The organism is Seonamhaeicola sp. ML3, assembly GCF_023273855.1.
GTDB lineage: Bacteria > Bacteroidota > Bacteroidia > Flavobacteriales > Flavobacteriaceae > Seonamhaeicola.
The window spans coordinates 273,710-287,412 of the sequence record NZ_CP096884.1 but is presented as its reverse complement, the minus strand read 5'-3'; the positions used below and the strand labels follow the sequence as shown (position 1 = coordinate 287,412).

The 13,703-nt window shown below is 34.8% G+C and carries 12 protein-coding genes; 4 read left to right on the top strand and 8 right to left on the bottom strand.

Annotated features, from left to right (window positions below; translation table 11 throughout):
• Positions 1-86: 86 nt before the first annotated feature.
• A complete protein-coding gene (locus M0214_RS01320; protein WP_248723675.1) occupies positions 87-938 on the top strand; it encodes a PPK2 family polyphosphate kinase in 852 nt (283 codons plus the stop codon).
• Positions 931-1,488, top strand: coding sequence for a hypothetical protein (locus tag M0214_RS01315; protein WP_248723674.1), 558 nt, complete (start codon positions 931-933; stop codon positions 1,486-1,488). Before M0214_RS01320 ends, M0214_RS01315 begins: the two co-directional genes overlap by 8 nt.
• On the opposite strand, the gene M0214_RS01310 is transcribed toward M0214_RS01315, so the two are convergent.
• From M0214_RS01310 to lysA, 7 genes are all read right to left on the bottom strand, one after another.
• Positions 1,489-2,673, bottom strand: a complete 1,185-nt coding sequence (locus M0214_RS01310; RefSeq protein ID WP_248723673.1) for a DUF1624 domain-containing protein — start codon at positions 2,671-2,673, stop codon at positions 1,489-1,491. It abuts the gene before it with no gap.
• Positions 2,674-2,688: 15 nt separating this feature from the next.
• A complete protein-coding gene (locus M0214_RS01305; protein WP_248723672.1) occupies positions 2,689-4,104 on the bottom strand; it encodes an MBOAT family protein in 1,416 nt (471 codons plus the stop codon).
• A gap of 2 nt (positions 4,105-4,106) precedes the next feature.
• Positions 4,107-5,144: a hypothetical protein gene (locus tag M0214_RS01300; RefSeq protein ID WP_248723671.1), complete on the bottom strand. Its 1,038-nt coding sequence runs from the start codon at positions 5,142-5,144 to the stop codon at positions 4,107-4,109.
• Between the two features lie 18 nt (positions 5,145-5,162).
• Positions 5,163-6,212 (bottom strand): hypothetical protein, encoded by a 1,050-nt coding sequence (locus M0214_RS01295; protein ID WP_248723670.1) that lies wholly within the window; start codon positions 6,210-6,212, stop codon positions 5,163-5,165.
• A gap of 13 nt (positions 6,213-6,225) precedes the next feature.
• Positions 6,226-7,107 (bottom strand): ester cyclase, encoded by an 882-nt coding sequence (locus tag M0214_RS01290; RefSeq protein ID WP_248723669.1) that lies wholly within the window; start codon positions 7,105-7,107, stop codon positions 6,226-6,228.
• A gap of 95 nt (positions 7,108-7,202) precedes the next feature.
• A complete protein-coding gene (locus M0214_RS01285; protein ID WP_248723668.1) occupies positions 7,203-7,931 on the bottom strand; it encodes a hypothetical protein in 729 nt (242 codons plus the stop codon).
• A 208-nt stretch (positions 7,932-8,139) separates the two neighbouring features.
• A complete protein-coding gene (gene lysA, locus M0214_RS01280) occupies positions 8,140-9,375 on the bottom strand; it encodes a diaminopimelate decarboxylase (RefSeq protein WP_248723667.1) in 1,236 nt (411 codons plus the stop codon).
• 187 nt (positions 9,376-9,562) lie between these two features.
• Here lysA and sucC point away from each other — a divergent pair, with 187 nt between their 5' ends.
• Positions 9,563-10,753, top strand: a complete 1,191-nt coding sequence (gene sucC, locus M0214_RS01275; RefSeq protein WP_248723666.1) for an ADP-forming succinate--CoA ligase subunit beta — start codon at positions 9,563-9,565, stop codon at positions 10,751-10,753.
• 403 nt (positions 10,754-11,156) lie between these two features.
• Complete coding sequence (locus tag M0214_RS01270; protein ID WP_248723665.1) at positions 11,157-11,564, top strand: TerB family tellurite resistance protein; 408 nt, start codon at positions 11,157-11,159, stop codon at positions 11,562-11,564.
• Positions 11,565-11,636: 72 nt separating this feature from the next.
• Here the strand turns inward: M0214_RS01270 and uvrB are convergent, their stop codons facing one another.
• The gene (gene uvrB / locus M0214_RS01265; RefSeq protein WP_305879790.1) at positions 11,637-13,640 is read right to left on the bottom strand and encodes an excinuclease ABC subunit UvrB; all 2,004 of its coding nucleotides are present in this window, start codon (positions 13,638-13,640) and stop codon (positions 11,637-11,639) included.
• Between the last annotated feature and the right edge of the window lie 63 nt (positions 13,641-13,703).

Sequence of the window (13,703 nt, the reverse complement as noted above, 5' to 3'; positions counted from 1 at the left end):
AAAGTTATAAAAAACAAAATTAACCAACTTGCAGTTCATCGAAATTATGGTTTTCTTATATTTATGAAAATTAATATTGTTAGGTAATGAATGAATACAAAGTTGTTTCGAATATATCGTTAAAAGACTGCCCAAGTAAGGTAATAATAGATAACGCTGAAAAAGAATTAAAGAAGTTAAGAAAGAAACTCGGCAAACTTCAAGATACCATGTATGCCCATGGAAAATATGGTGTTTTGGTGTGTTTACAGGGTATGGATACTGCAGGAAAAGATAGCTTGATTAGAGAGGTTTTTAAAGATTTTAATGTAAGAGGCGTTGAGGTACATAGTTTTAAAGTTCCAACAGATTTAGAACGAAAACATGATTATTTATGGCGTCATTACTTGGTATTGCCCGAACGCGGTAAGTTTGGGGTGTTTAATAGAACACACTATGAAAATGTACTGGTTACGCGCGTGCATCCAGAGTATATTCTTGGTGAAAACATTCCAACAATTAATTCGGTTGAAGACATAGATGACACGTTTTGGAGCGACCGATTTGAGCAGATTAATGCTTTTGAAAAGCATGTAGCTCAAAATGGTACAATTATTCTGAAATTCTTTTTAAACCTATCTAAAGAGGAGCAAAAATTTCGTTTGCTAAGACGGTTAAATAAGCAAGAAAAGAACTGGAAATTTTCTCCCGGAGACTTAAAAGAGCGTAAGTTATGGGGTAAATACCAAGAGTGCTACGAAGATGCCATTAACAGAACCTCGAAAGTACATGCACCATGGTATACTATTCCGGCCGATGATAAGCCCTCAGCACGATATATTGTTGCTAAAACAATTTACGATACATTAAAAACTTATACAGATATACAGGCTCCAGAGCTAGAAGAAGAAGTAAAGGCCAATATTGAATTATATAAACAACAATTGAATAATGAGTAGGTTAATTTTCATCTTTATTTTATTGCTATCCCTTACAAGTGTTGCCCAAACCGATTTAGAAGAACTTCCTTTTCGTGAAATCGAAACCTATCCGGAAACCTACAGTTCTAATTTGTTGGTAGCGAGAATGATTGATGGTTTAGGGTTTAGATATTACTGGGCCACCGAAGGCCTTCGGGATGTCGATTTGGCTTATAAAGCAAGTGAATCAGGCCGAACATCCGAAGAAACCATAAGTCATATTTACGGTCTTTCCAGATTTATTAGAAATAGTGTTTTAGATGAAAACAAAGACGAAACCGATACGAAGTTAAATTTTCAAGGATTGCGAAAACAGACATTAATAAATCTTAAAATAGTATCTGATACTTTTAAAAAATCTCAGGATGATTTTAATTTTGAAGACATTGCCGTGCCTTTCTGGAACATTATTAATGGACCAATATCTGATGCACTTTGGCATTGTGGTCAATTGGTTATGTTGAGGCGTGCTTCAGGAAATCCTTTCAATTCTAATATAAGTGTTTTTAGGGGAAAACTTAAATCGTAGCTATAAATAGCTTAACCACCATTTTTCTTTATTCCCTGCTTTGTAAGTCATATACTTTTTACAAGGAAAATAAAGTAGTGTAATTATACCTATCCAGATTATGTAAACAACAAACAGCGAATAACCATGTTTAGCGAGTCCCATTATAGGTCTACTAGACATATTTGCTAATATTTCTTGCCAGTTTTCATTAAATATAACAACACCTAAAATGGCAAAAATGTGGATAATAAAAATATGTAGGAAATAATAGAAAAGCGGAACACGCCCAAAGACCAGAAGGAAATCGGTAGTTTTATTCTTAATTTTTTCAATAGCACATAAAAATAGTAGTGAAGGCCCTATTGTAATCAATAAGTAAGCCAATGAGGGTGGGTATTTGGTAACATTAAAATAGGATAGTATAGTTTTAGGGGTTGTATCCTGTATGCTCCATGGGGTTAAATCGCCATAGATATTCCAAGTTCTTAAAACAATAAATAAAAATATTGAAGCTGTTCCTAAGCCAAGAAGCCACATTTTACGTTTTTCAAAATTAAAATGTTTTGAATACAATGTACCCATACAATACCCCAAAGCAATTAATCCAACCCAAGGTATAATGGGGTAAGCGAAATAAACCAGTCTATTCTCACCTAAAGGAACCATATTGGGTTGATGGAGAATATACCAAAACGTTGCTTTTATACTGCTACCCTCCATGACTATAGTGTCTAATAGGTTATGTCCAGCAATTAGAACTATCCCAATTATTAAAATAACCTGTTTAGGTAACCATATCAAGAAAGACAGTATAAGCATGCTTATGCCTATAGCCCAAATAACCTGTAATACCACAAAGCTATAGGTGTAATCAAATGTCCAATTTAAACTATTGATGAATATTTCCAGGAGTATCAACCAAATACCTCTAGTAAACAAGAACTTAAAAAGCTGTAGCTTACTTTTATTGCTGCCATAAAGAAAAGCAGAGGAGCCAGCTAAAAACACAAATACAGGAGCACAATAGTGCGTTATAAACCTCGTGAAAAACAAAATTGGTGTTGTGGTCTCTAAATTAGTGGGAGAACCTGTTGATGCTCCTAAATGGAAATAATCTCTTGTGTGGTCCAGGGCCATTAAAACCATTACCAAACCTCTTAATATATCTATTGATTGTATTCTGGTAGATTTGATATTGGTCATGTATATAGAAAAGTTTTAAAACTGAAAATAAATGAACTGTTCACCACTACCTTGAGCTATGATTAATAAAAATGTCATAATAGCCCAGACTATACCCAAAACATAAGGTGATGTTTTAAGCGATACCTCTTTCATTGAAGTATTCTTCATATACCAATGGCACAAAAACATTATTCCAATTACCGTACATATTTTTACAATTGTAAAGGTATCCAATATCTTTTCACCTCCAGTTTGCATGTAGAACATCGATTTTACCATATTCCAAGCTTTTTCAAAGGTTCTAGCTCTAAAAAACACCCAAGTTATATTCACACAACTAAACGTAATAAAAGCTAAAAACATGCCATTCCATTTAGTGATTTCAAAGGGAAAATAGCGTCTCTGTAGGCGTTCTAATATTAAATAAGTTCCGTGCAAGCCTCCCCAAACCATAAAAGTCCAAGCGGCGCCGTGCCAAAGGCCACCAAGTAACATGGTTATCATTAAGGCCGCATACATTCTTGTAATACCATGACGATTTCCACCTAATGGAATGTATAAATAGTCTCTTAACCAACTTGATAGTGATATGTGCCAACGTTTCCACAAATCTGAAAAACCTAGTGATGCATAAGGATACCTAAAGTTGTCTGGTAAAACAATACCAAGCATTAGAGCGATACCAATAGCACAGGTTGAATAACCAGCAAAGTCAAAAAATATCTGTCCGGAGAAAGCAATAGTTCCTACCCAAGCATCAACTCCATGGAGTAGTTTTGACGAACCAAAAACCTTATCTGAAGTTCCAGCCAAGAGTGTGTCTGCCATGACCACTTTTTGGAAAAGTCCGATAGTCAGTAAAAACAATCCCCAAATAAATTGATTGGTAGTTGCTTTCTTTTCTTCATAAAACTGAGTGATTAAATCTTTTGCTCTAACAATTGGTCCTGCTACTAATTGAGGGAAGAACGTAACGTACAGAGCAAAGTCTAGAAATGTTCTAGCTCGTTCCGTTTTTCTCTTGTACATATCAATGGTATATGACATTGTTTGGAAGGTGTAGAACGAAATCCCCATTGGCAAAATAATATCCATAGGTTTTGCCTGAAAATCAACACCCATACTGTTCATTAAAAGAACAAAATTCTCTAAAAGGAAATCACCATATTTAAAGAAACCCAAGAAGCCAAGATTAACAAACATGCTTAACAGCAACCACATTTTACGTTTTTTCTGGTCTTCCTCTTTGGCCAGCCTTTTTCCTGCGCTCCAATCAACAACCGTAGATATCCAAAGTAAAATTACTAATGGTGGATTCCACATACCGTAGAATACATAACTGGAAAGTAAAAGCATACGCTTTTTATTGGTCCAGTTCAGGATTTTAGCGTAGTATAGGGCAAGAACGATGATTAAAAACAGTATAAAACTTAGTGAATTAAATAGCATGATTAGTTAGGTTTTTGGTTGGTTAATGCATTGTCTTCTTTCAAAATTTTCACTAACTCTTCAGTATAAAAATTGGCGTCTGCAAGAGAAAGATGTGATTCTTCGGGACAGGTTAAATCTTTGAATTGATCATAGTCTTCAAAATGATAGCTTTTAACATTGGCTACATTTACTAGTGAATCCCAAAATTGTTCTCTGGGTAGTCCCATTTTTTCTCCCATTCTAACGCCTCCGCTAGAAGGTGGGCGAATCAAGATAAGATTCCCTCCTTTGGCTTTAAATTTTTCAACATCTTTCATAAAGAATGCTGTGGTGGCATCTTTATCTGGTGGAGGAGCTCCTTTTCCAAAGAAATGCCAAACTTTAATGATAGAATTGGCAAAGGTGGTGTCCTTTACAGTACGAGGCATCATACTAATATTTCTAGGAATTGATACATCTCCAAAATTATAGAATGGGGGTGGAGGCGGTATGGTATCACGTTTTCCTAAGTTTACACGCTTTAACAAAGATTTTAAGTCAATATCGTTATCCCATTCTTCTTCATCGGCAGACATCAATACTAAATTGTTTTGCAAGGGAACCGATAGCAAAAAATTGAGTCGTTGGGCATAGGTTCTATCCTGATAAAAGTCTACTTTCGATTGTGGGCGTTCCCAAGGAAAAGCTTTGGGATAGGTTGTAGAGAATAGCAAGCCTGGAGTTACTCCCACTATGACGGTTCCGTTAAAATCAGTATTATTTACGATGTCATGAAATGTAGGAAGGGGAGATGACCCCGTTGATGCTAATTGCAATGGTGCTTTTCCGGTTGATTTTTTCCATTGGTCCACTTGTATGTCGAAGTAAGCTCTCGAGGAACCTAGTATAACTACTTCATCTTTGGTAGCTTTTTCAACTTTATATCGTGTCATGGCCCAAAGGGCTTTTTCATCATTTAACGTAGGGTGAAAACCTTGGTTCCGCCAATAGAGTTCCCAGGTTACCGTAGCAATAAGTGTTATTGCTATGGCAATGATTAGTGATTTTTTGAGTTTCATTTTGGTTGGTTTTGGTTGTTAGTGTTTTATTAAATGCCCATCTTTTATTAATTGATTCACCATATCTCTGGTATATGTTTTCGCATCCTCAGCATTCATGTGTGACCAGTCTGGTAAGTAGTGTTTAGACATGAACTCATAATCTTCAAAATGATAGCTGGGACAATTAACGGTCTCAATAAATCTGTCCCAAACTTTATCCCTAGGCATCATTCTTTTTGAATATTTGTTCCAACCTGCTTCTGCCTTATGTCGGACAAATATAATTTTGCCGCCTCTATTTTTGAAAATTTTGATTAAATGGGATAAATTATGTATTGATTTTGATATTGTTTTTTCCACATCCTCTGAATATTCTGTAAGAACAATAGGGATAACCTTTTCCCATTCATCCGTGATTTCTTTTTGATAAATAGGATTATCTGTTAATCTGGGGAACATAATTAAATTTCTGTCTTCATCATTATAGCCAATATTAACTAGTTTGAAATTATTTCCTTTAATTCTATTGTCATCAATATAAATCCTTTTGATTAGTGACTTTAAATCTAAATTGTTATAGGAATTAGCTTCGGAGGCACTTAACATGACCAGGTTCCTTTGTAAGGGTTTTGACAGTGCAAACCCCAATTTTTGAGCATGGGTTCTGTTATAATAATGGTCTATCCATTTTTCGGCTACTCGCCATCTCCTATCTCCGTTAAAAACAAAAACGGCAACTGGTGTTACGCCAAACACAATGGTGCCATTAAAAGAGGTGTTTTTTACAATATCTTCTAAAAAAGGCCCTGGAGGTTTACCATTAGCTGTTAAGTGGATTGGTTTTACGCCTTGTACCTCTTCCCAAACATGGGTATTAAAGTTATACCCCGTTCTGGAAGCTCCTAACAGAATAATATCTTCAGCAGTTGCAGTCTCAACTTTTGCTCTTTCTTGAGACCACAAGTTTCTGTCGTCTTCTAAATAGGCTATATAATAATCTGTTTGGGTGCGCCAATAGCCTTCCCAAATAGTAATGCTGACAATGGTTAGTGCCAATGCGGTGATAAGCGAATGTTTCAATTTCATTTTAGAATGAGAATTATTTAGACATTACGTCTGCAATCCCTTTAGTGTCTGCATACTGCTGGAAGGAAATAATTTTACCGTCCTTAAGTGTCCATAAATGTGCCATTTGCAAATCTAATAATGCCCCATTCCTTTTATATTTGGCTTCGTAGCGGCCAGTAGCTAAAATTTGGTTGTTAGTCATTTCATGAAGCTTAATATCGTTGAGTTTCCAGTATTCCCAATCACTAACAATTCTTGCAAATACACCTTGTAAAATAGCATCAAAACCAACATAAGGATTGCCATCTGCAAGCGGGAAATTCTCAGCTTCATTCCAAATAATCTTTTCATCCATTGCTGCGCCAACTGCTTCTATGTTACCTGTAGCGAAATTGCTATACAACTCTTGAATAATTGACGCATTAGCGGGATTTAAAAAAGGATCAATTCCAAGCTGACTCATAAAAGCCAGGTTGTCCATAAAATCTTGTTCTTGAGCAATTTTACCGTCTTTCATTTTAACTAGAGTCACTCCCGTTAAGTCTACTGTTTTTCCTGTGGCCGGTATTCCGAAGAAGTCACCAGTATGTTTTCCTTTATAGCTCCAATGTTTTACTAAGTTGTCACCTTGGCCAAAAATGTTATCGATAGTAAATTCAACATCAGAGAAACCGGTAGTAAAGTTTGAATAATAAGCTTTGAAGTCTTCAATGCCAACAACGTTTTCTGGGCTTGAAACAAGGGTAATGTTAGAGTCAAAGTTGGAATCATTAATAGCATCAAGGTTTGCTTTATTAATAATTTCATCCCATACGTTGGAGTACATGGTTATGTTTTTCTCTACTTTTACATCGTTACACGAAATGGTAGAAAGAAACAGTGAAAGACATATTAGTTTTAATGTGGATTTCATATTGGTTGGTTTTATGTTTGTACATTCTAATTAGGGATTAACATAAAAAGTCCAACGTGGTGATGGACTTTTTATGTTTAAAACTATTTTTAAGATTAGTTTGAAAGTTTTTTGCTGAGACTGTACATATAAGCCCAATCCTTATCAACAACAGCTCTAAATTTTGCTCTTAATGCGTCAGTTTTCTTTTTACCGTTAGCTTTTTCGTGAACTTTCCATACGCCATCTCGTTTAACATCTAAATCAGCAAAGTTTTTGTGTGGAACTGCTACAAAATAATCTGCTACTTCTGGTGCTCCTCCAACAACATTATACCAGATTGCTCTAATGCCATCTGATGTATTTTTCAAAGCAGTAGAAGTTTCTTTTACACATTCTCTAAAACTAGTTGAATTATTAATTTTTACATTGTAAACCCATACTAGCTCAGTATCTTCGGGGAAAGGGCCATTTCTACTAAAATCAGGCATTGAGCGTGCTATGTTATAATGTACACTTTTAACATGCGGCATGATTAAGTTAACAACAATCATTCTGCATTCTTTTCCAGCGGCGTCGCCTTTTTCATCCATTTCTGCCCAATTAGCCATAACACTTGTCATGGTATAAACAGTGCCTTCACCTTGAACACGTTTCCACATATTCCATTTGTCTTCGCCGTTATTTTCTAGGTAACATTCTTTCCAAGCCTTTACACCTTCAATAAACTGAGCGTTATGACCATTTTTTACAGTAATCTCAGATAGATTTAGCAAATAAGATTCATTCTCTTGTGCAACTACCAACATTGGCAGTATCAATACTAAAAACAATAATTTTTTCATTTTAGGTTGGTTTAAATTAATTAATAGTTAAACGTGTTAGAACTATTCTAACATCATAATTAATTTAGGGCAAGTATTTTGTTGCTATTAAGAGAAGGGATAAAATGGCCTAAAAACTAAGAGACCATATTTAAAGGTAGTGTTTTTTTTGATACAAAAAAAATGCTCAACTTAAGTTGAGCATTCATAACTAAGATTTAACCTTGATTTATTTAACCAATTCTTTTTCTTTTTGAACACCAAAATCTACTTCAATTTGATTTCTCGTTATATCTTCAAAGGTTTCTCTTTTTCTAATTAAGTGGGCCTTCTCATTATACCATAATACTTCGGCAGGTCTAAACCTAGAATTGTAATTACTGGCCATAGAGAAACAATAAGCACCAGCATTTCTAAAACATAAAACATCTCCTTCGCTTATCTCTTTAATGCGTCTGTTGCTTCCAAAAGTATCGGTTTCACATATATAGCCTACTACAGTATAAAAGCGTTCTTTGCCTTTTGGATTAGAAATATTGACGATGTCGTGGTGTGAACCATAAAACATAGGTCTTATTAAATGGTTAAAACCGGAGTCTATTTGAGCAAAAACAGTCGATGTTGTTTGTTTTACGGCGTTTACTTGAACCAAAAAATTACCGGATTCGCTTACCAAGAATTTACCCGGTTCGAAAGCTAATGTTAACTGTTTGCCATATTCCTTACAGAATGTATTGAAACGAGCAGATAATTTTTTCCCTAGTTCTTCAATATTAGTTTCTATATCGCCCGATTTGTAAGGCACTTTAAATCCAGAACCAAAATCTATAAACTCTAGGTTTTTAAATTGTTTAGCCGTCTCGAATAATATTTCACTTGCATATAGAAAAACTTCAACATCTAATATGTCACTTCCTGTATGCATGTGAATACCGTTGATTGTCATTTTAGTATTTTCAACAATTCTAAGTATGTGCGGGATTTGGTGAATGGAAATTCCGAATTTAGAATCGATATGCCCCACAGAAATATTGGCATTACCACCGGCCATTACATGTGGGTTAATTCTAATACATACCGGAATGTTAGGATGTTTGGTTCCAAACTGTTCTAATATAGACAGATTGTCAATGTTTATTTTAACACCTAATTTAGCTGCTGCTTCAATTTCATCTAAAGAAACACCATTAGGAGTAAAAATTATTTGTTCTGGTTTAAATCCAGCAGCCAAACCTAATTGTACCTCTTGAATAGAAACTGTATCTATTCCAGAGCCCAAGGAATGTAAAAGCTTTAATATGGAAATATTGGACAATGCTTTTACGGCATAGTTTATTTTTAAACTTTTAACGCTTTTAAATGCATTGGTAAGCCTTTTATACTGACTGGCAATTTTTTCACCATCATAAACATAAACTGGGCTTCCAAACTCTTGTACTACTTCGAGCAATTGATTGTCCGTCATAATTTTCAAATTTTTGCCAAAGATATTTTATATAATCGAATTAGTAATAAATAACTAAAAAAATTATATAAAATAAACAATATGTTAATTATTTAACAATCTAAAAATTTAGTGGGTTTTTCAGAATTTATATTAGGGTAAGTAAGTGCTATTATTTACATTTGCTACTCTTAAAATTGAGCAAATTATGAATCTACACGAATATCAAGGTAAAGAAATATTAAGCAGTTTTGGAGTACGCATACAACGTGGTATTGTTGCCCAAAATGCTCAGGAAGCTGTAGCAGCTGCGAAGCAATTAACAAGCGAAACCGGAACGAGTTGGCATGTCATCAAAGCACAAGTTCATGCTGGAGGACGAGGAAAAGGTGGCGGTGTTAAGCTTGCTAAGAATTTACAAGAAGTTGAAGAGTTAGCTGGACAGATTATTGGGATGGATTTGGTAACACCTCAAACTTCCGCAGAAGGAAAAAGAGTGCACCAAGTTTTGGTGGCAGAAGATGTTTATTACCCAGGGGATAGTGAAACAGAGGAGTATTACATGTCCGTGCTTTTAAACAGAGGTACTGGTCGTAATATGATTATGTATTCTACAGAAGGTGGTATGGATATTGAAACAGTGGCAGAAGAAACCCCACATTTAATATTTACCGAAGAAATTGACCCTGCTGTTGGATTATTACCATTCCAAGCTAGAAAAATTGCCTTTAATCTAGGTTTATCCGGTACAGCTTTTAAAGAAATGACCAAATTCGTTATGGCGCTTTATACGGCTTATGTAAAATCAGATTCATCTTTATTTGAAATCAATCCGGTTTTAAAAACAAGTGATGATAAGATTTTAGCTGTTGATGCTAAAGTGACGATAGATGATAATGCGTTATACAGACATAAGGATTATGTAGACTTAAGAGATATTAGAGAGGAGAATCCAATCGAAGTTGAAGCAAAAGAAGTTGGTCTAAATTATGTAGATTTAGATGGTAATGTGGGTTGTATGGTAAATGGAGCTGGTTTAGCCATGGCTACAATGGATTTAATTAAACAAGCTGGTGGTGAGCCTGCTAACTTCCTTGATGTTGGAGGTACAGCAGATGCTGCTCGTGTTGAACAAGCTTTTAAAATTATTTTAAAAGATCCAGCGGTTAAAGCTATTTTGATAAACATATTTGGAGGTATTGTACGTTGTGATCGTGTGGCACAAGGTGTTATCGATGCTTATCAAAATATGGGTAATATTGAAGTACCAATCATCGTACGTTTACAAGGTACTAACGCTGATATAGCAAAAGAGTTAATTGATAATTCTGGTCTAGCTGTATTGAGTGCTACCGAGTTCCAAGAGGCTGCAGATAAAGTACAAGAAGTACTAGCTTAAGTAAAGAAAGCAATTCAAGATACTAAAAGGAGCGACCTAAGGTCGCTCCTTTTTTTTTATGTGTATTTCATCGATTTTCATTTGTTGAGGTAAGTCTTCTAGCGTTTTCCTGATTTCTTCCAGTAGTACTTTTTTTTACGTTTAAAGAGGAACAGAAGTTTTTATTTATTTTATTTTTTAAAATATTGAAAATCAGTTGATTATATATTAATGAGGAGGTTTTTTAATTTAAAAAGTTAAATGTTAAAATACGGCTTTGTTAGATGAATGAACCTAATCTGTAGTTAAACTAGAAAAAAACCACGACTAACTGTAATCTGTTTTTCGATAAGTGGCACTATATCTACGATTAATAATTTATTCTTCTACTTAATTTTATAGTATTAATAAAAAGCCTTTGGAAATGGTTAATAGAGTAGAAAAATTAAGTCTTTTGTCTGAAATGATTGCTTTTGCAAGCTATGACAAAGACATTAAGGAAATAGAATATAATTTTTTATTGGGCGTAGCTAAACAATTAGATATATCTCGTGAAGATTTTGAATATCTAATTGACCACCCGGTTAATTACACTCATTTAAAATCTCATAGCGAAAGAATTGTACAATTCCATAGGTTAGTTTTACTTATGAATATTGATCAGGATAATAATAATGATTCGGCGGGAGTTATTAAGTTATATAATTTTGGTTTACGTATGGGATTGAGCCATGAATCTATAACAAAGGTTCTGTACCTCATGGAAAGTTTTCCAAATAAGATTGTCCCACCGGATGTATTAATAGATATTTTTAAAACTCAGTATAACTAAACGATAACCTGCTAATATTTTTTAGAAATACAGTGTTGTTCATTCTTGAGAGGAATGTAGAAAAGCTAAAGGTTACACCTTTAGCTTTTCTATTTTTTCTTGGTATGCTTTTATCTCATCTCGTAATTGGGCAGCAACGATAAAGTCTAATGCTTTAGCTGCTGTTTCCATTTGCTTGCGCTTCTCTTTTATTTTTTTCTCCAGTTCTGGTTTACTTAGGTATTCGCTCTCAGGCTCAGCGGCTTTTAGGGCATCCATCTCATATTTATAGGTGCTAACTGAATTTTTAGCTAAAGCATTGTCCAAACTTTTGTTTAAAGCCTTAGGGGTAATATTATTTTTAGTATTGTAGTTTATTTGTTTTTCTCGCCTGTAATTGGTCTCATCTATAGTTTTTTGCATACTTCTGGTTATCTTGTCTGCATACATTATGGCCTTACCATTAATGTTTCTGGCGGCTCTACCAACAGTTTGTGTTAATGAACGCGTAGACCTTAAAAAACCTTCTTTGTCTGCATCAAGAATAGCCACAAGTGACACTTCCGGTAAATCTAAGCCCTCTCTTAATAGGTTTACACCAACTAAAACATCAAAAAGACCTTTACGTAAGTCTTGCATAATTTCAACACGTTCTAAGGTGTCAACATCGCTATGAATATATCTACATCTTATTTGGATTCTATCCAGGTATTTCGTGAGTTCTTCTGCCATACGCTTAGTTAGTGTTGTAACTAGGGTACGTTCATCTTTTTCAACACGAAGTTGGATTTCTTCTATTAGGTCGTCAATTTGGTTTAGACTAGGTCTCACTTCTATTTCTGGGTCTAATAGTCCTGTTGGGCGTATAACTTGTTCAACATAGATGCCCTCTGTTTTTTGTAATTCATAATCTGCAGGTGTAGCACTAACATAAATGACTTGATTTTGAAGTGCTTCAAATTCCTCGAATTTTAAAGGTCTGTTGTCAAGGGCCGCTGGTAATCTAAATCCATATTCTACCAAATTTTCTTTTCTACTTCTGTCTCCACCGTACATAGCATGTACCTGCGAAATGGTAACATGGCTTTCATCTATTACCATTAAGAAGTCGTCTGGAAAGTAATCTAATAGGCAAAAGGGTCTTGATCCAGCTTGTCTTCCGTCTAGATACCTCGAATAGTTTTCAATGCCCCAGCAATAACCCAATTCGCGAATCATTTCTAAATCAAACTCTGTACGTTCTTTTAGACGTTTGGCCTCAAGATGTTTACCAATATCTTTAAAATAGTCGTGCTGTTTTACTAAATCGTCCTGAATATCTTTGATGGCATTTTGTAGAACCTCGGGAGAGGTCACAAACATATTTGCTGGATATATATTGAGTCTATTATACTTTTCAAGAACATGATTGGTTTGAATATCAAAAGATTCAATTTCCTCGATTTCATCACCGAAAAAATGAACACGGTATGCATTATCGGCATAACCAGGAAAAATATCAACGGTATCTCCTTTGATTCTGAAATTCCCATGATTAAATTCGGCTTCGGTTCTAGAATATAGACTTTGAACCAGTTGGTGAAGGAGCTTTGTTCGAGATATTTCTTGATCTCTTTCTATGGTGATTACATTTTTCTGAAATTCAAGAGGGTTTCCAATACCGTATAAACATGAAACCGATGCCACTACCAATACATCTCTTCTTCCTGAGAGAAGGGATGATATTGTACTTAAGCGCATTTTTTCTATTTCCTCGTTAATAGAAAGGTCTTTTTCTATATAGACACCAGAAACAGGAATGTAAGCTTCTGGTTGATAGTAATCGTAATAGGATACAAAATACTCAATGGCATTACTAGGAAAAAACTGTTTAAACTCTGAATATAATTGTGCTGCAAGGGTCTTATTGTGAGCTAGTACTAATGTAGGACGTTGTACTTCCTTAATAACATTGGCAACTGTGAAGGTTTTACCAGACCCAGTAACCCCCAATAGGGTCTGGTATTTTTCGTTGGAAATAATACCTTCAGCTAATTGATTTATAGCTTCTGGTTGATCTCCTGTAGGACTAAAATCCGATTCGATTTTAAATTTCATAAGCATTCAACGTCTTCAAAATATGAATTATTAAAATTACTTAAAGCAGTTGAGTTTTTAATA

Coding starts and splice junctions, on each gene's coding strand:
- sucC (WP_248723666.1), top strand. CDS start 9,563: ATGAATCTACACGAATATCAAGGTAAAGAAATATTAAGCAGTTTTGGA.
- M0214_RS01315 (WP_248723674.1), top strand. CDS start 931: ATGAGTAGGTTAATTTTCATCTTTATTTTATTGCTATCCCTTACAAGT.
- lysA (WP_248723667.1), bottom strand. CDS start 9,375: ATGACGGACAATCAATTGCTCGAAGTAGTACAAGAGTTTGGAAGCCCA.
- M0214_RS01310 (WP_248723673.1), bottom strand. CDS start 2,673: ATGACCAATATCAAATCTACCAGAATACAATCAATAGATATATTAAGA.
- M0214_RS01305 (WP_248723672.1), bottom strand. CDS start 4,104: ATGCTATTTAATTCACTAAGTTTTATACTGTTTTTAATCATCGTTCTT.
- M0214_RS01270 (WP_248723665.1), top strand. CDS start 11,157: ATGGTTAATAGAGTAGAAAAATTAAGTCTTTTGTCTGAAATGATTGCT.
- M0214_RS01320 (WP_248723675.1), top strand. CDS start 87: ATGAATGAATACAAAGTTGTTTCGAATATATCGTTAAAAGACTGCCCA.
- M0214_RS01285 (WP_248723668.1), bottom strand. CDS start 7,931: ATGAAAAAATTATTGTTTTTAGTATTGATACTGCCAATGTTGGTAGTT.
- M0214_RS01290 (WP_248723669.1), bottom strand. CDS start 7,107: ATGAAATCCACATTAAAACTAATATGTCTTTCACTGTTTCTTTCTACC.
- M0214_RS01300 (WP_248723671.1), bottom strand. CDS start 5,144: ATGAAACTCAAAAAATCACTAATCATTGCCATAGCAATAACACTTATT.
- uvrB (WP_305879790.1), bottom strand. CDS start 13,640: ATGAAATTTAAAATCGAATCGGATTTTAGTCCTACAGGAGATCAACCA.
- M0214_RS01295 (WP_248723670.1), bottom strand. CDS start 6,212: ATGAAATTGAAACATTCGCTTATCACCGCATTGGCACTAACCATTGTC.